Genomic DNA, 18,655 nt, shown 5'->3' on the forward strand with positions numbered 1-18,655 from the left:
GCCGAAAGGACCTTCCCATGACGGCAGCCCGCTACGACGTGCTGGACCCGGCGACCCTCCAGGTCGTGGGCCAGGCCCCCGAGAACACCGAACAGGACGTTGCCGAAGCCGTCGCCGCCGCCTGTGCCGCCGCCGGCGCTTGGGCCGCGGACCGTGAGGGCCGCCGCGGCGCCCTGCGTGCCTGCGCGGCACTGATCCGGCGCGATCTGGACCGGCTGGCCGATCTGCTCTCCCGCGAGCAGGGCAAGCCGAAGGCCGACGCCGCCGGCGAGTTCTCCGTGGCCGCCGGGCTCTTCGAGTACTACGCGGATCTGGCCTGGGACGAGGTCGAGCCGCTGGCCCCGCGCGCCGACCGCAGCCTGGAGGTGCACTACCGCCCGGTCGGCGTCGTCGGCACCATCACCCCGTGGAACTTCCCGATTTCGCTGCTGTGCGTCAAACTGGCCCCCGCCCTGGTATCCGGCTGCACCGTGGTGTCCAAGCCCTCTCCGTCGACGCCGCTGTCCACCATCGCGCTGGTGGAGCTGCTCAACGAGGTGTTGCCGGCCGGCGTGCTGCAGGTGCGCACCAGCTCCCGGCGCACCGTCAACGTCGCGCTGAGCACGCTGCCGGGGGTCCGGAAGATCTCCTTCACCGGCTCCACCGAGGTCGGCATCTCGATCGCCCAGCAGGCAGCGCCCACGGTCAAGCGCGTCACCTTGGAACTGGGCGGCAACGACCCGGCGGTCGTGCTCGACGACGCCGACATGGAGGTCACCGCCCGCGGCATCGTCGGCAGCGCCTTCCGCAACGCCGGCCAGGTGTGCATGGCGGTCAAGCGCGTGTACGTGCCGCGCAGCCGCCGCAACGAGCTGGCCGAGGCGATCGCCGCCGAAGCCGCCCGGCACGTGGTCGGCCACGGCATCGCCGCCGGCACCACGATGGGCCCGATGCACACCGCCTCCCAGCTGCAGCTGGTCCGCGGCCTGGTCGACTCCGCCGTCGGCGGCGGCGCCCGCGTCATTACCGGCGGCGGTCCGGGCTGCGACCTCCCCGGCTACTTCCTCTCCCCCACCGTGGTCATCGACGCCGAGCCCGGCATGGACCTGGTCGAACAGGAGCAGTTCGGCGCGGCTCTGCCGATCGTCGCCTACGACGACCTCGATGCCACCATCGCCGGGCTCAATGCGGGCGAGTTCGGGCTCGGGGCCTCGGTCTGGAGCCCCGACCCGGAACGCGCCTACGGCGTCGCCTCGCAACTGGAGGCCGGCACCGTCTGGGTCAACCAGCACACCCTGGTCGAACCCGACGCCCCGTTCGGCGGCTGGAAGGCCTCCGGCATCGGCCGCGAGCGCGGCCGCTGGGGCTTGGAGGAGTACCTCGAGACCCGCGTCATCAACGCCCGCCCGCACGCCTGACCCACCCGCACTCTTTCCGAAGGACACTACGTGAGCGTCGACCTGATCACCCTCGGCACCGCCGCCGGCCCGGCCATCCGCGGCCCGGAGAACGGCATTTCCAGCGCGCTGGTGGTCGGCGATGCCTTCTATATGGTGGACTTCGGACTGGGCTGCACCCGGGCCGCGCACGAGGCCGGACTGCGCGGCAAGGACTTCGCCGCCGGTTTCGTCACCCACCTGCACTCGGACCACGTGGTGGAGCTGCCCGGCTTCCTGCTGTGGAACTGGGGCGACCCGGTGGAGGGCTTCACCGGGCCCGTGTCGGTCCTCGGTCCGGGCCGCGACGAAACCCACCCGGCCGGCGGGACCTTGGCCGGCACCCGCGACCTGGTCGCGCACGCGCTCAGGGCGTACTCGTATGACATTGACATCCGGGTCCACGACGAGGCCCGCCCGGACCTGGCCGCGCTGCTGCGCACCGTGGACCTGGCCACCCCGGCGCACGGCTCGGCCGAGGCCGCCCGCCCGTTCGAGGTGTATGAGGACAGCCGGGTCAAGGTCACCGGCATCCTGGTGGAGCACCCGCCGGTGCGCCCGGCCCTGGCCTTCCGCTTCGATACCGACGCCGGCTCCGTGGTGTTCTCCGGCGACACTGCCGAGTGCGCCGGCCTGGCGGTGCTGGCCCAAGGCGCGGACGTGCTGGTGCACGAGGCGGTGAACCTGGACTTCTATGCGGACAAGGGCTTCGCCCCCGCCTTCCTGAACCACCAGCGGCTTTCCCACACGACGCCCGAAGGCGCCGGCCGGGTGGCCGCCGCCGCCGGCGTCGGACGCCTGGTGCTCTCCCACCTGGCCGGCCGTGCCGAACCGGAATGGTGGAGCAGCCGCGCCGCCGCCTTCTTCGACGGCCCGGTCGACGTGGCAGCCAGCGGGCAGCGCTTTGCCGTGGGCGCACCCGTGGCCTCCGCCGTCTGACCGAGCGTGGACGCGCCGGCCGCCGCCCGGGCAGCGGGGAACGAGAGCACAGCGACCTGGCGAGGTGACGGCGCCTGGCTGGCCGTGCTGGCAGCCGGCATCGCCGCCGCGATGCATATCTGGAAGCTTCCCGGCGCCCTGGCGGAGGTGCAGGGCGAGCTGTCGCTGAGCCTCGTCCAGGCGGGACTGCTCGTGGGCATCATCCAGGCCGCCAGCATCGCCGGCGGCCTGCCGGTTGCCCTCGGCGGGGAGGTCATCGGACTGCGCCGCATGCTGGTGGCGGGCCTGCTGCTGCTCAGTGCCGGCTCGCTGGCCGGTGCCGCCTCTCCCGGCGCCGGACTGCTCATGGCCTCGCGGATCCTCGAAGGCGTCGGGTTCCTCCTGGCCGTCGTGGGGGCGCCCGCCCTGATCCAGCGGGTGGCCCCGCCCCGGCGTCTCGACCTGGCCCTGGCCGGCTGGGCCACCTTCCACGGCCTGGCCTCGCTGATCGGCCTCTCCGCCGGCGCGCTCTTCCTGGAGGCAGCCGGCTGGCGCCCGTGGTGGCTGGCCATGGCCGTGGTGACGCTGCTGCCGGTCCCGTTCATCCTGGCCCGCGTGCCGCCGGACGCCCCTGCCCGCGCCGCCGCCTGGCGCGACTCCGCCGCCAAGGTCCGGCGCACGGTGTCGACGGCGCGCCCCTGGATCACCGGACTTGTCTTCGCCTGCTGCACCGCCCAGTGGATGGCCCTGCTGGGCTTCCTGCCCTCGATCTACCAGTCCCTCGGCCTGGCCGGCCTCTGGGCCGGACTGCTGGGCGCTGCCATCGGCGGGGTCAATGCCGTCGGCGCGCTGGCGGCCGGCCCGCTGCTGCAGCGCGGAATTTCCGAGCGGCGGATCGTTTGCTGCGCGTTCCTGGCCATGGCGGCGACCTCGTGGGCGACCTTTGCCATCGACTGGACAGGCCAGGCGGACGGATTCCTCCTTCAGCTCCTGCTCATCGCGCTGTTCTCCGCGGTGGCCGGCCTGGTCCCGGCCGCCCTGACGCGGTATTCGGTCGGCATTGCCCCGCCCGGCGGGTCCGTCCCCGCGGTGCTCGGCCTGTCCCAGCACATCTTCAATGTCGGCAATTTCGCCGGACCGATGGCTGTCGCCGCCTTGGCCGCCGCTTCCGGCGGCTGGAGCACCACGTGGTGGATGACCTGCGGCCTCAGCGCGGTGGGCCTGCTGCTCCTGTCCGCGCTGCGGCGGGTGCGGCGCGCGGACGGATCCGCCCCTGCGCGCCGCGAAACCGCACCGGAGGGTTGACCCATCCCGGACCGCCTGCCAGCCTCGAGGTATGCACACATCCGGACGGCGGCCGCTGTCCGGATTGGTTACTGAAACCTTTGACTAGCTCTGCTGCCGGGCCCCCACCGCCCGGAGCACCCGCTGCCCCCCATGAACCCCATGAAGAGGTCTGCAATGCACAGGACAACGCCGCTTCGGGCCGAACCACTGCCGGCAGCTGGCGGACCGGCCGCCGCATCCCCGGCGCAGGTCCGCAGCCCGGGGCAGAACAGCCGCCGCTCCCGCGGCCGGCAGGGCAGCCCCCCGCCCGGTTCCTGCAGCAACCGGCATGACGGCCAGGAAGGCTGGTGGGGCTGGTGGCACGGCTTGAACGACGACAGGGAGGACGAGTCGTAGCGGCCTCCTGAGTCCGCACGCCGGACCCGGTGCCGGGACCTGGAAGGGTCCCGGCACCGGGTCCGGCGTGCCCTCCGTCCGATGACCTTCGGTGACCTTCAATGACCTTCGGTGAATGTTGCGTGCATCACAATTGCTTGCCTCCGTGAGGTCCGACCAGCCAGCCTTGGGCATCAGCACATTTTGTCCACAGCGCTTTTGTGCGCGTGCCCCAAAAGGAGCACCATCATATGACCGACGTTCTTTGGTTTTCCGAACTTGGCCTGGCCGACCTTGACCGGGTCGGTGGCAAGAACGCCTCTCTCGGGGAAATGATCCGCAGCCTGACCAAGGCCGGGGTCAGGGTCCCGGACGGCTTTGCCACGACGGCGGACGCCTACCGGCGCTTCCTGTCCGAGTCCGGCCTGGATGCGCGGATCAATGCGATCCTGGAGGACCTGGACAGCGATGACGTCACCGCCCTGGCCGCGGCCGGCACGCAGATCCGGGACCTGATCCGCCAGACCCCGTTCCCGGCCGGCTTCGAGGAGGAAATCCGCGCCGCCTACGCCACGCTGGCCGAGAGCCACGGCGGGGACACCGAGGTCTCCTGGGCGGTCCGCTCCAGCGCCACTGCCGAGGACCTGCCGGACGCCTCCTTCGCCGGCCAGCAGGAAACCTTCCTGAACATCCGCGGCATCGAGAACATCCTGCGGGCCATCAAGGACGTCTTTGCCTCGCTCTACAACGACCGGGCCATTGCCTACCGCGTCCACCACGGCTTCACCCACTCCGAGGTCGCCCTCTCGGCCGGCATCCAGCGCATGGTCCGCTCCGACATCGGCGCGTCCGGGGTGATGTTCACGATGGACACCGAATCCGGCTTCACCGACGCCGTCTTTATCACCTCCTCCTACGGCCTCGGCGAGGCAGTGGTCCAGGGAGCGGTGAACCCGGACGAGTTCTACGTGCACAAGCCCGCCCTGGCCGCGAACCGGCCGGCCATCCTCAAGCGTGGCCTGGGCGAAAAGGCCGTGCAGATGACCTACACCGACTCCCGCGAGGTCGGCCGGACCGTGGACTTCGTGCCCGTTCCGGGCGAGCAGCGCCGCCGGTTCAGCCTCTCCGACGCCGAGGTCGAGCAGCTGGCCCGGCACGCGGTGGCCATCGAGGCCCACTACGGCCGCCCGATGGACATCGAATGGGGCAAGGACGGGGTGGACGGGGAACTCTACATCCTGCAGGCCCGCCCGGAGACCGTCGAGTCCCGCAAGGCCAGCGGCACCATCTCCCGCTACACGCTCAACGAACGTTCCGCCGTCCTGGCCGAGGGCCGGGCCATCGGCCAGCGCATCGGCGCCGGCCAGGTGCGTGTGCTGGCCTCCATCGACCAGATGGCCTCGTTCCAGGAAGGCGATGTCCTGGTGGCGAACATGACCGACCCGGACTGGGAACCGATCATGAAGAAGGCCGCCGCCATCGTTACCGACCGCGGCGGGCGCACCTGCCACGCGGCCATCATTGCCCGCGAACTGGGCATCCCCGCGGTGGTCGGCACCGGGAACGCCTCGAAGGTGCTCGCCGACGGCGCCCCGGTGACCGTCTCCTGCGCCGAGGGCGAGGCCGGGTTCGTCTACGAGGGGCTGCTGGACTACAGCCTGCACGAGACCGCCCTGGACACCATGCCGGCCGCACCGGTGAAGATCATGATGAACGTCGGCACCCCCGAGCAGGCCTTCAGCTTCGCCCGCCTGCCGCACCACGGCGTCGGGTTGGCCCGCCTGGAGTTCATCATCAACCGCCAGATCGGCATCCACCCCAACGCCCTGCTGGCCCTGGAAGGTACCGTCGAGCGCCCGGCCGCGCTCTCGGACTACACGGTGCAGCAGATCCAGGACAGGATCGCCGCCTACGACGGGCCGCGGGACTACTACGTCCGCCGGCTGGCCGAGGGCATCGCCACCATCGCCGCAGCCTTCGCGCCGGAACCGGTGATCATCCGGCTCTCGGACTTCAAGTCCAACGAGTACGCCAACCTGCTCGGCGGCCCGGCCTTCGAGCCGGCCGAAGAGAACCCGATGATCGGCTACCGCGGCGCCTCCCGGTACCTCTCGGACGCCTTCCGCCAGGCCTTCGAGCTCGAGTGCGAGGCGCTGAAGTTCGTGCGCAACGAGATGGGCCTGTCCAACATCAAGCTGATGGTCCCGTTCGTGCGCACCGTGGACGAAGCCCGCGGGGTGACCGAACTGCTCGCCGCCAACGGTCTGCGCCGCGGCGAGGACGGCCTGGAGATCGTGATGATGTGCGAACTGCCGGCCAACGCCCTGCTGGCCGATGAGTTCCTGGAGTACTTCGACGGCTTCTCCATCGGCTCCAACGACCTGACCCAGCTCACCCTGGGCCTGGACCGGGATTCGGCGCTGGTGGCCGGCTCGTTCGACGAGCGCAACCCGGCGGTCAAGAAGCTGCTGGAAATGGCCATCACCGCCTGCCGCGCCCGCGGCAAGTACGTGGGGATCTGCGGCCAGGGCCCCAGCGACCACGCGGACTTCGCCGAATGGCTGCTGGAACAGGGCATCAGCTCGATCTCGCTCAACCCCGACGCCGTGACCGACACCTGGCTGCGCCTGGCCAAGACCGGCAACCGCTCCGCGGTCTGAGTGGCCGACACACAGCAGAAGGACACCGCGGGGGCCGGGCAGCGGCCCGCCCCCGTGGTGTTCTTCCTCTCGGACAGCACCGGCATCACCGCCGAGACCCTGGGCAACACCCTGCTGACCCAGTTTCCCGGCCACCGGTTCGAACGCCGCACCATCCCCTTCATCACCACGGTGGAGGAAGCGGCCCGGGTCGTGCAGGCCATCGACGCCGTCGCCGCGGCAGGCCCGCGGCCGATCGTCTTCTCCACCGCCGTCAACCGGGATATCCGCGCGATCCTCTCGCAGAGCAGCGGGCACTTCATGGACCTGTTCGGCGCCCACATCGCCGAGCTCGAGGATGCCCTGCAGGCACCGGCCAGCGGGGAGCCGGGCAAGGCCCATGGCGTCGGCGACGCCATCCGCTACCAGCTGCGCATGACCGCCGTCGAATACGCCATCGAGCACGACGACGGCCAGTCGATCCGCGCGCTCGAGCGCGCGGAACTGATCCTCATCGCCCCCTCGCGCTGCGGCAAGACCCCGACGGCGATGTACCTGGCCCTGCAGCACGGCATCCTGGCCGCCAACTTCCCCCTGATCGAGGAGGACTTTGCCCGCCGCTCCCTGCCGGATCCCCTGCGGCCCTTCATCCACAAGTGCTTCGGACTCACCTCCCTGCCGGTCCGGCTCAGCCAGATCCGCCAGGAGCGCCGGCCGGACACCACCTACGCCTCGCTGGCCCAGTGCAGCTACGAACTGCGCAACGCCGAGGAGATGTACGAGTCCAACCAGGTGCCGTACGTGAATTCGGCTTCCATGTCGGTCGAGGAAATCTCCGCCACCATCCTCCAGCGCATGCAGCTGCACCACTGACCGGACAGCAGCCTCAGAGGCCTGCAGGCGGATCCGCGGCCACCAGCAGGATGCCCGTCCAGTGGCAGAGGAAGGCCAGCAGCGTCAGCAGGTGGAAGACCTCGTGGAAGCCGAAGACTCCGGGGAAGGGGTTGGGCCGCTTCAGCGCGTAGCAGAGCGCCCCCGCGGTGTAGCAGAGCCCGCCGGCCACGATCAGCGCCATGGCGGCGCTGTTGGCTGCGAAGAACTCGCCGAGGTACATGACGGCGGCCCAGCCGAGCAGCAGGTAGAGCGGCACGTACAACCAGCGCGGCGCACCAAGCCAGAACACCCGGAAGCCGATCCCCAGCAGGGCTCCGCCCCAGGCGAACGAGAGCAGCCAGGCCGCCTGCGCGGGCGCCAGGCACAGGACCGCCAGGGGCGTGTACGTTCCGGCGATCAGCAGGAAAATGTTCGCGTGGTCGATGCGCCGGAAGACCGCCTTGAGCCGCGGACTCCAGCCGATGCGGTGGTAGAGGGCGCTCGTGCCGAACAGCAGCAGCGAGGTCGCGAAGAAGACGGCGGTGCTGGCCTTGGCCGCGGATCCGTCGGCGGCGGCGACCAGCACTGCCCCGAGGACGGTCGCCACCGGAAAGGTGCCGGCGTGGATCCAGCCCCGCCAGGTCGGCGTCGCCGGTCCCGAAAAGGCGATCGAATCCTCAAGGATCGGTATGTTCGGGTCCGGAGGCTCTTCAGTCACGTGGCGGCACCGGGCCTTCGGAACAGGCGCCGGATCCGGCGTGTCCGTTGCCGCCGGCGACGGACACGGACGTGGTGATGCTGGCGGTCATGCCGGACGCCTCCCCGAGATAACCACTGTCCCTGCAAACTGAACTGCATCTTATCCAATGCAGTCCGCTTCACGGGAACGGGTTGGGGGTCCGGGTTTTCCGGACATGGCGGAGCGCCGGGTCCCCGGTCCGGTCAGGGGCCCGGCGCTTCCGCGTGCCGGTCCTAGATTCCGGTCCCCCGCGGCCGGTCCTCACCGGGCAGGTCCTCGCCGGGCAGGTCCTCCGGCAGCAGGTCTTCGCGAACGACAGCATCGTCCGGCGGGAAGACCTCTTCGGTCATGCCGGCCGGAGGTGTTTCCACCACCGGTGCCGTCTCCACCACAGGCACGGCTTCCACCGGGGCAACCTGCGTTGCCTCGTCGCCGGAGTCCTTCCTGCCGGCCGCAGCCACGCCGGCGGCCGTAGCGGCCGCTGCCGCGGCTACGCCGGCGGCAGCCACCGTGCCGGAGACGCCGGCCTTGCCGCTGTCCCCGCGCGAAGCGGCGGCATCCTCGACGCCGGGCGTCCCCGCAGCGCCTTCATTGATCGATCCGCGCCAGGCACCGGTGGCATAGCCCTCGGACTCGATGAACTCCTTGAACCTTTTCAGGTCGGCCTCGGCCTGCTTCTCCACTACGTTGAGCTTGTCCCCGACCTTCTCCACCAGGCCTTCGGGCTCGTACTCGAGGGACAGGCGCACGGACGTCTGGCCGCCGCCGACGTCCTCGAACGTCACCGCGCCGGCGTTCGTCGCGCCCTCGGTCGCCGCCCAGGCCACCTTGCGGTCCGGCACCTGCTCGAGGATCCGCGCTTCCCACCGCCGGCGGACACCGGCGATCTCGGCCACCCACTCGAGCCGGTCATCGCCGAGCTGCTTCACGCTCTTGATGCCGCCCATGAACTGCGGGAAGTCCTCGAACTGGGTCCACTGGTTGTAGGCGGTGCTCACCGGCACGTTCACCATGATCTGCTTTTCGACCTTCGTGCTCATGACGTCTCCTTCGATTGGAATGGAGGACGGGCGAAAGGACCCGTGGGCTGCCCACGATACCCGCGGCCCCCGCACCCGGCCAGAGCCCGGACCGCCGGCACACTGCGGTTTTCCCAGACCCCCGGCTGCCGGACCAGGCGCCAAACCGCCGGATTTCCGGGCCAAAACGTCCCGTGGAGGGCCCGAAGCCGGCGCCCGGGGACGAAGAAAAACAATCATCATGCTTACTATTGAGCCGCACCTGTTAAACGTTTGTTGCGGAGGGGAGACTGATGATGAGCGAAGACCGGAACCTGGCGCCGCTGGGCGATGACGAGCTGGCAGCACAGGGCGGAACCGCACTGCCCGACAAAGAGGTTGCCTCCATCCTGGATCTGAATGCGGACCTGGACCTGGCCATTGACGCGGCCGCCCCGATCGATCTCGCGGTCGCAGCCAATGCGAACGTTGCCGCGCCGATTGACGCGGCAGCCTCGGCGAACGTCCTGTCGGCCGGCTCCAGCGCGCAGGCGCTGGCCGACCAGGGCGTCATCATCAACCAGGGCATCACCGCGGACGCCACTGCCGAGTCGGCCCAGGACAGCACCATTGACCAGGCCGACGACGCCGTCGGCGGTACCGAAACCGCTCCGGAGGCCGGCACCGGCACCGGGGGCTCCGCCGATCCTGCACTGCTGCCCGACGGCACACTGCCGGACACCGGCACCGTTGCCGGTGATCCCGGCTCGACCCTTGACGGCGACCTGCTCAACGTCGACGTGGATGTCGCGGCCGATGCAGATCTGGCGGCCCCGATCAACGGTGCGGTCGCGGCCAATGCCAACGTCGCAGCGCCCATCGACGCCGCCGTCGCCGCGAACATCGGCTCCATCGCCAGCGATGCGACCGCAGTCGCGCAGCAGGATGCGATCATCAACCAGCAGATCGACGGCGAAGCGTCCGCCTCCGCCGACCAGCAGTCCGACCTCGAACAGTAACGCCTGGATGAGCGACATCTCCGGTGGGCCGTCCCCGGTCCGGGGCCCGGCAGGGCCGGCCGGCTTTGCCACGCCGGCCCTGCCCGACATTCCGGTTCCGGCCGATGGCATCGAGCTGATCGGCCCGTCCCGGGGTTCCGGGTACCGGGAACCGCCTGCGCTGGTGCGGCGCGGCGACGGGCAGATGCTGCAGCTGACCGGCCTGCTGTACGCGGTGCTGGGGGCCATTGACGGCCGCCGCACGGTGGAGCAGGTTGCGGCACAGGCCAGCAACGGCACCGGACGCCTGGTCACCCCGGAGAACGTGCGCACCCTGATCGCCTCGCACCTGCTGCCGCTGGGCCTGCTCCGGCTGGCCGACGGTTCGCAGCCGGCAGTGAAGAAGGCCGACCCGCTGCTGGGGATGCGCCTGCGCTACACGGTCACCGAGCCGGAACGTACCCGCAGGATCACCGCCCCGTTCGCCGTGCTGTTCAACCCGCTGATCGTCCTGGCCGTCACCGCGGTCTTCCTGGCCGCGTCCTGGTGGGTGCTGATGGTCAAGGGCCTGGCGTCGGCCACCCATGATGCGTTCGCCAACCCCGGACTGCTGCTGCTGGTCTTTGCGGTAACGGTACTGTCGGCCGGGTTCCACGAGTTCGGCCACGCCGCCGCTGCCCGGCGCGGCGGTGCCACCCCCGGGGCGATGGGCGTGGGCCTGTACCTGGTCTGGCCCGCTTTCTACACCGACGTCACCGACTCCTACCGGCTCGGGCGCGGCGGGCGGCTCCGGACGGACCTGGGCGGGCTCTATTTCAATGCCATCGTGGCCGTGGGTGTCATGGGCCTCTGGTGGCTCACACGCTACGACGCGCTGCTGCTGGTGGTGGTGACCCAGCTGTTGCAGATGGTCCGCCAGCTGCTGCCCTTGCTCCGCTTCGACGGTTACCACATCCTGGCCGACGCCGCCGGCGTGCCCGACCTGTTCCAGCGGATCAGGCCCACGCTGCTGGGCCTGCTTCCGTGGCACTGGAACGACCCGGAGTCCAAGGTTCTCAAGCCCTGGGCCCGGGCACTGGTCAGCATCTGGGTCCTGGTCACGGTTCCGCTGCTGCTGTTCAGCCTGGCCATGCTGGTCATCGCCCTGCCCAGGCTGCTGGGCACCGCCTGGCACAGCGTCCTCGACCAGCAGGCCATGCTCGCTGCCGCCCTGTCCGCCGGGGACGTCCCCGGTGCCGCCGTGCGCGTGCTGGCCCTGCTCGCCGTCGTCCTGCCGGTCGCCGGCATCATCTACCTCCTGGTCCGCCTCGTCCGCCGCTCCGCCGCCGGTCTGTGGAAGAAGACCAGGGGCAGGCCGCTCCGGCGCGCCACCGCCGTAGCCGCCGCGGCCGCGGTGGCCGCCGGCCTGGCCTGGGCGTGGTGGCCCGGCGGGGACAACTACCGGCCGGTCCAGCGTTACGAGCGCGGCACCCTGCCCGACGCCGCCGCAGCCTTCGCACCTGCCACCGCCGCCGGTCCTGCGGAGGGCCTTGCCGAGGGCCGGACCGGCGAACTGGCCACGCTCTGGCCCAAGGGTTCCGAACTGCCCACCAGGGATGATCCCCAGCTGGCCATGGTCCTGGTACCCGAGCCGGCCGGAACCGCCGCCGGCGGCGGACCGGCCACAGGCCCATCCGCCGCGGCACCGGCTCCCGCCTGGGTCTTCCCCTTTGACCAGCCCCCGGCCCCGGACGGGGACGGGAACCAGGCCCTGGCGGTCAACACCGGGGACGGCTCGGTGGTCTACACCGTCGCCTTCGCCCTGGTCTGGGCCGGGGACGGGCCGGTTGATGCCACCAACGAGGCCTATGCCTTCGCCAGCTGCACCGGCTGCACGGCCGTCGCCGTCGGCTTCCAGGTGGTGCTGGTCCTCGGACAGGCCGACGTCGTCGTGCCCGGGAACCTCTCGGCGGCGGTGAACTACAACTGCCTTGACTGCCTCAGCTACGCCCTGGCCAGCCAGCTCGTCACCACGGTGGACGGACCCCTGAGCGAGGCCGGCGCAGCCGAACTGGCCGCCCTCTGGGAGCAGATCGCGGAATTCGGGCGGTCCCTGCGCGACTATCCGCTCTCGGACATCCAGGCACGGCTCGAAGGGTTCAAGGCGCAGATCCTGGACATCATCGAGCGCGACACCGGCGGCAGCACCGGCTTCGGGACAAGCCCGGAACCCACCACGGCGCCCGGCCCGGAGGAGACAGCCACCCGGGAAACCGGCCCGGCACCGGAACCGCCCGAGGAACCCGCAACCACGCAGGGTGTGACGGAAGAACCCGCACCGCAGCCCGCCGCGCCGGCCCCCGGCACGGCGCCCGGGGAACCGGCCCCGGAGACTGCGGAACCGGCTCCCGCCCCGGCCGTGCCGCCGCCCACGGCTCCGGCCGGGACCCCGGCAGCCACGACACAATCAAGCTAACGAACCGGACTCGAAATCACGAAGGAGGGCAAGGCAGCGGTGGAACTGCTGTATATCTATCCGTAAGGGTGCTGATTTATGCCGCGACGGCCGAAGGACTCGCTCCTTCCGAGGAAGGAAACAGGACAACTGTGGGAGAGGGCTTTGCCGGGCAGACGCTGCCCGGCGTCATCGGGGGCCGCTACAAGCTCCAGGAGCTGATTGGCCGCGGCAGTTCGGCTGCCGTCTACAAGGGACAGGATGACGTCCTGGGCCGGGACGTCGCCGTCAAGATCTTCCATCCGCAGGTCACCGACGCCGACGAGCTGCGGCGGCAGCAGGGCGAGATCGAACTGCTGGCCACCTTCAATCACCCGGGCCTGGTCACCGTCTACGACGCCGGAACGGATACCTCCCCGGCGGGTGAATCCCGCACCTTCGTGGTGATGGAACTGGCCGGGGGCACGGACCTGCGCCGCCAGCTGCGGATGGGAGCGCTCCCGCCCGCCGATGTGGCGCGGATCGGAGCGCAGCTGGGCCAGGCCCTCGAGTACGTCCACCGCCGCGGGGTGATCCACCGCGACATCAAGCCCGGGAACATCGCCCTGTCGGCCGGCGACGGCGAGCCGCGGGCCAAGCTGATGGACTTCGGTATCGCCCGGGCCATCGAAGGAACCCGGCTGACCGCCACGGGCAAAACCGTCGGGACCGCTAACTACCTCAGCCCGGAGCAGGCCAAGGGTGAAGCCCTGGGGACGGCCAGCGATATCTACTCCCTCGGCCTGGTGCTCCTGGAATGCCTGACCGGGAAGGTCGAGTACCCCGGCAGCGCCGTCGAGTCGGCCGTGGCCCGGCTGCAGCGGCGCCCGCAGGTCCCGGCGGAACTCGGGCCGGGATGGGTAAAACTGCTCCGCGCCATGACCGCCATGGATCCGGCCGGCCGGCCCGGCGCCGGTCAGGCGGCCGAGGCCTTGGCCGGCCTGGCGGAGACAGTCCTGCCGGCCGCCGCGGCAGCGCCGGGCGAGCACCGGCACACCGCGGCCCTCTCCGCGGCACCGGCCCGCCACCCGCGCCGGCTGCGCAGGCATGCCGCGTGGCTGGTGCCCGCGGCGCTGCTGCTCGCCGCCGCAGCGGTGCTCGCCCCCTCGGTCATCGCGGACGCCGGGCAGCCCGGCCCTCCCGTACCCGAACCGTCACCGGCGCTGACCGGGAACCTGGAAGAGCACATGCGCGAGCTCGAACGGACCCTCACCCCATGAGCAGGAGGACCCGCCGGCACCGCATTTCTGCTGCCGTGGCCGTGCTCGTGCTGAGCACCGGTGCGGCCTGTTCGCAGCCGCAGCCCCAGCTGAGCGACGCCGCCGCGGAGAAACTGCAGTCCCGCGCCGCCGTCGTCCGGGCGGCCGCTGCTGACGGCGAGTACCAGGATGCGCTCAAGGCCCTGGCCGGGCTCACCGAAGAACTCAAGCGCGCCGCCGGGCAGGGGGACGTTTCCTTCCCGCGCTACCAAAGCATCGAGGCCGCCGTCAGCCAGCTGCGCGCGGACCTGAATGCGCGGCTGAAGGCAGCGGCACCACGCCCTGCACCGTCCTCCGCCAGCCCCAAACCTTCCGCCTCGAGCGCCCCGGCGGACCAGGACCGGCAGTCAGCCGTCGTGCCGGACGAGCCGGCCGTTCCCGCCCCTGCCCCCGCCGTGGACGTTCCCGCAGCCGACGAGCCGGAAAGGGGCAAGGCCAACGGCAACAAAGGCGGGGCAGGCAACGGGAACGCGCGCAAGCCCGAGGGCGGCAAGGGCAACGGCGGGCCACCGAACAAGTGAGCAGCAGACGGCAGCCGAGCACCCCCGGGTGACCGGAGGGTATCAATCGATGCCCAAAGTATCTTGGACGAGCATCAATCAGGCCGGATAATGTTTCGGGTGTGCTGTGGCGCCAGGCACAGGAGTGCGTGCCGCAGTTCACCTGCTTCATCTATCCGAAGGATCAACGCTCATGCAGTCTGTAGACCTTGGCGTCACGGACGTGGCCTCGGCCACCAAGAAGTTCTTCTCCAGAGTCCTGCCCATCATGCTGGTCATGCTGGTCTGCAACCAGCTGAACCGCTCGAACATCGGCTACGCCCAGGACCACCTGCAGGCCGACGTGGGCATCGGCGCCGCCGCCTACGGCTTCGGCGCCGGGCTGTTCTTCATCGCGTACGCGCTGTTCGAACTGCCCAGCAACGTGATGATGGAGAAGTTCGGAGCCAAGGTCTGGCTGGCGCGGATCATGGTCAGCTGGGGCATCGTGGCCTTCCTCATGGCCTTCGTCCAGAACGAAACCATGTTCTACGTGCTGCGCTTCCTGCTCGGCGCCGCGGAGGCCGGGTTCTTCCCGGCGGTCATCTTCTACTTCGCCCGCTGGGTGCCCGCCGGCCAGCGCGGCCGGGCGACGGCGCTGTTCATCGCCGGGTCCTCCATCGCCGCCGCGCTCTCCGGCCCGATCGCCGGCGGCCTGCTGACGCTGGATGACACCCTCGGCCTGCACGGCTGGCAGTGGCTGTTCGGCGTCGAGGGCCTGCTCTCCGTCGTCGTCGGCATTATCGTGTACTTCCTGCTGGATGCCAGGATCCAGGACGCGCGCTGGCTCACCGCCGCGGAAAAGACCGCCCTGAGCGCCACCATCGAGGCCGAGGACGCCGCCCACACCAAGGCCGCGGACGGCAGCAAGCTCAACCGCTGGAAGATGCTGCTCAACCCGCAGATCCTGCTGCTGTGCCTGATCTACTTCTCGATCCAGCTCTCCATTTACGCCAACACCTTCTGGCTGCCGTCGATCGTCAAGCAGATCCCCGGCACGACGGACCTGACTGTTGGTTTCCTCTCCTCCATTCCGTGGATCTGCGCCGTGGTCGCCATGTACTTCGCCGGGAAGCTGCAGGACAAGGCCCGGTCCAAGCGGCCGCTGCTGGTGGTGGCCCTGCTCGTCGCCGCGGCCGGCACCTATTCGGCCGCCATCGCCTCCCCGGTGCTGGCCCTGGTGTTCCTGGCCATCGCCGCCATGGGCTTCAAGAGCGCCTCCCCGCTCTTCTGGACGATTCCGCAGTCCGGGCTGCACCCGCTGGTGCTGGCGCCGGCGATCGCGATCATCAACTCCATCGGCAACCTCGGCGGCTTCGTCGCCCCGTTCGGCTTCGGCATCATCAAGGAGCAGACCGGCAGCGTGATCCCGGGCCTGTTCGCGCTGGCAGCGGTCTCGGTCCTCGCCGCCGTACTGGTCTACTTCCTCCGCGAGCGCCGTTCCGGCACTGCGGCGGGCACCGCGGCCGACGCCGAGGCCAAGGCTCCGGCCGGCGTCCTCCGGGAGAGCCACGCCTAGGGCAATTTAGTACCCACAGCACAAAGGGCCTGGAACCGGATATCCGGTTCCAGGCCCTTTGTGCTGTTGGCAGGAGCGGCCCTCAGTCGGTTTCCGGGCCGGCGCAGAAGGGGCACAGGGGCCCGCAGTCGGCCCCGGTCTGGGCGTCCTGCCGCTGGAGCGCAAGGTCATAATCAAGCTGGTCGGTCATGGTTTTCTCCCCCGTAAGGTACGCAGAGTGGTCCCGGGCGCCGCCCGGTGGCACGGATGTCCTGTTTCGAGGCTAGGGCCCGGCCTGCCCGTGCGTCCAAGCCCGATTTCGCATCCCTTGATGTCCTCCGGACATCGGCTCGGACGGCAGGCACGCGGCCGGGACGATGCCGGCAAATACCCCAGGCTCCGCCGCAGGGATCTCAGGACCGCCCCACCGCGCGCCGTTCAATAAAGTCCAGCAGGCCGTCCCGGTCCAGTTCCGAGTTGCCGGAGAGCGCATCAGCCAGACTGACCCCGGCGACCGTGTCGTAGATCGAAATCCGCGCCAGCCGGACGCCGTCGGCATGCAGTCCGCAGGCATCGCGGACCGCATCGTACAGCGCCCGCTGCTTCCAGCAGGGCGAGCCGCGCCCGGTCAGGGTGCCCGGCTCGCCCGGCGGGCCGAACATCGCCTCGGCCTCGGGCGAGGTCCACTGCCCGCCCTCCCCGCCGCCGTTCTCCAGGCAGCCGTCCTCATGCTGCCGGCAGTAGTCGCGGTAGGCCGCCGCCCACGGCAGCTGCCTGGCCCACTCGGTTTCCAGCGTGACGGCCCGGTACCGGTTGAAGTGCAGCGGGCCGTCCAGCTGGAGATACAGCTGCCCGTCGAGCACAAAGTCCCACGGGCCTGCCGTGAGCTGCTTCCCGGGGTGCCGGCCGCCGAAGCCCATGTAGACGGCCTCGAGGGAGCGCCGGATGTTGGCCGGAAGCTGCTCCGTGCCCGCCCTCAGCCGCCCGGGTTCGGGCTCCGTCAGTCCGGGCCCGAGTATCCGCTGCAATCCCTCCGCATCGCTCGCCATGGGTACACCCTAGCCGCGCCGCCAAAAACAGCTAAAGCCCCGGCCCCGCAAATCCAGGGCAGTCTCCCGGAACAGCCGGAAACCAAAATGTTGACACTTCAACAAAGATGGTCCATATTAGATGCATAAGCATCTAACCGGGCTCCCCGCCCGCCCAGCAAAGGAGAATCCCATGGCCCTCGAACTCACCCCCGGCACCTGGCAGCTGGACACCTCGCACAGCGAAATCGGCTTCAGCGTCCGCCACGCCGGCATCAGCAAGGTCCGCGGCCAGTTCACCGAGGCCGACGCCACCCTGGTGGTCGGCGAATCCCTGGCGGACTCCTCCGTGCAGGCCAGCGTCAAGACCGCCTCCTTCGACTCCAAGGACGCCAACCGCGACGCCCACGTCAAGGGTGCCGACTTCTTCGACGTCGAGCAGTTCCCGCACATGACCTTCAAGGCCACCGGCGTCCAGGGCAGCCCGGAGCAGTTCGAGCTCGCCGGCGACCTGACCATCAAGGACACCACCCTGCCGGTGGTCTTCGACGTCGAGTTCGGCGGCGTGGCCGTGGATCCGTTCGGCACCACCCGCGCCGGGTTCTCCGCCACCACCCAGATCTCCCGCAAGGCCTTCGGCATCACCTGGAACGCCGCCCTCGAGGCCGGTGGCGTGCTGGTCGGGGACAAGGTCACCATCGCCGTGGACGCAGCCTTCGTCCTGCCGGCCAGCTGATCGTTCCGTCTCCCTTTCCCCGCAGAAGGACGACGTCGGCACCTGCCCGGGTGCCGACGTCGTCCTTTCTGCGTGCGGGACCGGTCAGACCCCGGGCGCCTCGGGCACTCCGGGCGGCTGCGGCAGCGAGTGGTGCAGGGCCGGCAGCGGTGCCCCGGTGACCGCCTGCAGGGCGGTGACCGGCGCGAAGCCTGCCGCCAGCAGCGCGAAATCGCTGTCCGGGTCCGGTGTCTCCTTGGTGTCCGCGATGGACAGGCGTACGTGCTGCTGGCCGCGTTCGGCCAGCGTGGTCTGCACGATGCCGAACCGGGCCAGCGTGGCCGGCCGGTATTCGGGCAGGGCCGGCCCGCCGGTGTTGGGCACGTTCAGGTTCAGCACGGTGCCGGGGGCCTGCTCCATCAGGAAGGGAATCAGCCCGGTGGCCAGCCGGGCAGCCATGTCCCAGTGGAAATGCGCCGGGTCCATGCCGGTGTCCAGGGACACCGCCATCCCGCGGCCGCCGTTCACCCCGGCGGTCAGGGCCGCCCCCACCGTGCCCGAGTGCAGGATGGCCTGGCCGACGTTGGCCCCGCGGTTGATCCCGGAGAGCACCAGGTCCGGCGGGTCCCCGAAGGCTCCGTGGGTGGCGATCATCGAGATGAAGCCCGGCGCCCCGTGCACGGCGTACGCCTCCACCCCGTCCAGGCCTTCCAGTTCGCGCTGCTCGATGCGGATCCGGCCCTCGTTCTCGACGGCGGTAATCGACGCGCTGCTGCCGCTGGCCTCGGTCACGGGGGCGGCCACGGTGACCTTGAGGCCGGCCGCCACGACCCCTGCGGCCAGGGTGTGCAGCCCCGGGGAGGCAATGCCGTCGTCGTTGGTAATCAACACCATTCTGGGC

Annotated in this window: 15 protein-coding genes; 11 read left to right on the top strand and 4 right to left on the bottom strand. The window is 70.4% G+C overall.

What is annotated here, in order from left to right; genetic code table 11:
• Nucleotides 1–17 precede the first annotated feature (17 nt).
• The 5 genes from HGG74_RS14645 (at nt 18) to HGG74_RS14665 (ending at nt 7,507) form a co-directional block, all read left to right on the top strand.
• Entirely contained in the window at nt 18–1,397 is a 1,380-nt protein-coding gene (locus tag HGG74_RS14645) for an aldehyde dehydrogenase family protein (RefSeq protein WP_168487493.1), read from the top strand.
• A gap of 30 nt (nt 1,398–1,427) precedes the next feature.
• Nucleotides 1,428–2,354: an MBL fold metallo-hydrolase gene (locus HGG74_RS14650; protein ID WP_312856858.1), complete on the top strand. Its 927-nt coding sequence runs from the start codon at nt 1,428–1,430 to the stop codon at nt 2,352–2,354.
• Between the two features lie 6 nt (nt 2,355–2,360).
• A complete protein-coding gene (locus tag HGG74_RS14655; protein WP_312856859.1) occupies nt 2,361–3,638 on the top strand; it encodes an MFS transporter in 1,278 nt (425 codons plus the stop codon).
• Nucleotides 3,639–4,246: 608 nt separating this feature from the next.
• The gene (ppsA, locus tag HGG74_RS14660; RefSeq protein WP_168487495.1) at nt 4,247–6,655 is read left to right on the top strand and encodes a phosphoenolpyruvate synthase; all 2,409 of its coding nucleotides are present in this window, start codon (nt 4,247–4,249) and stop codon (nt 6,653–6,655) included.
• On the top strand, nt 6,656–7,507 hold the full coding sequence (locus tag HGG74_RS14665) for a pyruvate, water dikinase regulatory protein (protein WP_312856860.1): 852 nt from the start codon (nt 6,656–6,658) through the stop codon (nt 7,505–7,507).
• Between the two features lie 13 nt (nt 7,508–7,520).
• On the opposite strand, the gene trhA is transcribed toward HGG74_RS14665, so the two are convergent.
• Together trhA and HGG74_RS14675 are read right to left on the bottom strand one after the other, a co-directional pair.
• Nucleotides 7,521–8,225: a PAQR family membrane homeostasis protein TrhA gene (trhA, locus tag HGG74_RS14670; RefSeq protein ID WP_168487497.1), complete on the bottom strand. Its 705-nt coding sequence runs from the start codon at nt 8,223–8,225 to the stop codon at nt 7,521–7,523.
• A gap of 254 nt (nt 8,226–8,479) precedes the next feature.
• Nucleotides 8,480–9,286 carry an SRPBCC family protein gene (locus HGG74_RS14675; protein WP_168487498.1) on the bottom strand — a complete coding sequence of 269 codons (807 nt, stop codon included), beginning with the start codon at nt 9,284–9,286 and terminating at the stop codon, nt 8,480–8,482.
• A 272-nt stretch (nt 9,287–9,558) separates the two neighbouring features.
• Between HGG74_RS14675 and HGG74_RS14680 the strand changes: the two genes are divergently transcribed.
• From HGG74_RS14680 to HGG74_RS14700, 5 genes are all read left to right on the top strand, one after another.
• Nucleotides 9,559–10,263 carry a peptidoglycan-binding protein gene (locus HGG74_RS14680; protein WP_312856861.1) on the top strand — a complete coding sequence of 235 codons (705 nt, stop codon included), beginning with the start codon at nt 9,559–9,561 and terminating at the stop codon, nt 10,261–10,263.
• Between the two features lie 7 nt (nt 10,264–10,270).
• Entirely contained in the window at nt 10,271–12,697 is a 2,427-nt protein-coding gene (locus HGG74_RS14685; RefSeq protein WP_205761969.1) for a hypothetical protein, read from the top strand.
• Nucleotides 12,698–12,828: 131 nt separating this feature from the next.
• Nucleotides 12,829–13,935 (top strand): serine/threonine-protein kinase, encoded by a 1,107-nt coding sequence (locus tag HGG74_RS14690; RefSeq protein ID WP_168487500.1) that lies wholly within the window; start codon nt 12,829–12,831, stop codon nt 13,933–13,935.
• Nucleotides 13,932–14,495, top strand: a complete 564-nt coding sequence (locus tag HGG74_RS14695; protein WP_168487501.1) for a hypothetical protein — start codon at nt 13,932–13,934, stop codon at nt 14,493–14,495. The genes HGG74_RS14690 and HGG74_RS14695 overlap by 4 nt, the downstream gene beginning before the upstream one ends.
• Before the next feature lie 172 nt (nt 14,496–14,667).
• Nucleotides 14,668–16,032, top strand: a complete 1,365-nt coding sequence (locus HGG74_RS14700) for an MFS transporter (RefSeq protein WP_168487502.1) — start codon at nt 14,668–14,670, stop codon at nt 16,030–16,032.
• 392 nt (nt 16,033–16,424) lie between these two features.
• Here the strand turns inward: HGG74_RS14700 and HGG74_RS14705 are convergent, their stop codons facing one another.
• Nucleotides 16,425–17,060: a DUF7255 family protein gene (locus tag HGG74_RS14705; RefSeq protein ID WP_205761971.1), complete on the bottom strand. Its 636-nt coding sequence runs from the start codon at nt 17,058–17,060 to the stop codon at nt 16,425–16,427.
• Between the two features lie 172 nt (nt 17,061–17,232).
• Here HGG74_RS14705 and HGG74_RS14710 point away from each other — a divergent pair, with 172 nt between their 5' ends.
• Nucleotides 17,233–17,775 carry a YceI family protein gene (locus HGG74_RS14710; RefSeq protein ID WP_168487503.1) on the top strand — a complete coding sequence of 181 codons (543 nt, stop codon included), beginning with the start codon at nt 17,233–17,235 and terminating at the stop codon, nt 17,773–17,775.
• A gap of 84 nt (nt 17,776–17,859) precedes the next feature.
• Here HGG74_RS14710 and surE read toward each other — a convergent pair whose 3' ends face one another.
• Nucleotides 17,860–18,648, bottom strand: a complete 789-nt coding sequence (gene surE / locus HGG74_RS14715; RefSeq protein ID WP_246262919.1) for a 5'/3'-nucleotidase SurE — start codon at nt 18,646–18,648, stop codon at nt 17,860–17,862.
• Between the last annotated feature and the right edge of the window lie 7 nt (nt 18,649–18,655).

The organism is Arthrobacter mobilis (assembly GCF_012395835.1).
GTDB lineage: Bacteria > Actinomycetota > Actinomycetes > Actinomycetales > Micrococcaceae > Crystallibacter > Crystallibacter mobilis.

Coding starts and splice junctions, on each gene's coding strand:
- HGG74_RS14645 (WP_168487493.1), top strand. CDS start 18: ATGACGGCAGCCCGCTACGACGTGCTGGACCCGGCGACCCTCCAGGTC.
- ppsA (WP_168487495.1), top strand. CDS start 4,247: ATGACCGACGTTCTTTGGTTTTCCGAACTTGGCCTGGCCGACCTTGAC.
- HGG74_RS14675 (WP_168487498.1), bottom strand. CDS start 9,286: ATGAGCACGAAGGTCGAAAAGCAGATCATGGTGAACGTGCCGGTGAGC.
- HGG74_RS14680 (WP_312856861.1), top strand. CDS start 9,559: ATGATGAGCGAAGACCGGAACCTGGCGCCGCTGGGCGATGACGAGCTG.
- HGG74_RS14685 (WP_205761969.1), top strand. CDS start 10,271: ATGAGCGACATCTCCGGTGGGCCGTCCCCGGTCCGGGGCCCGGCAGGG.
- HGG74_RS14695 (WP_168487501.1), top strand. CDS start 13,932: ATGAGCAGGAGGACCCGCCGGCACCGCATTTCTGCTGCCGTGGCCGTG.
- HGG74_RS14700 (WP_168487502.1), top strand. CDS start 14,668: ATGCAGTCTGTAGACCTTGGCGTCACGGACGTGGCCTCGGCCACCAAG.
- HGG74_RS14705 (WP_205761971.1), bottom strand. CDS start 17,060: ATGGCGAGCGATGCGGAGGGATTGCAGCGGATACTCGGGCCCGGACTG.
- HGG74_RS14710 (WP_168487503.1), top strand. CDS start 17,233: ATGGCCCTCGAACTCACCCCCGGCACCTGGCAGCTGGACACCTCGCAC.
- surE (WP_246262919.1), bottom strand. CDS start 18,648: ATGGTGTTGATTACCAACGACGACGGCATTGCCTCCCCGGGGCTGCAC.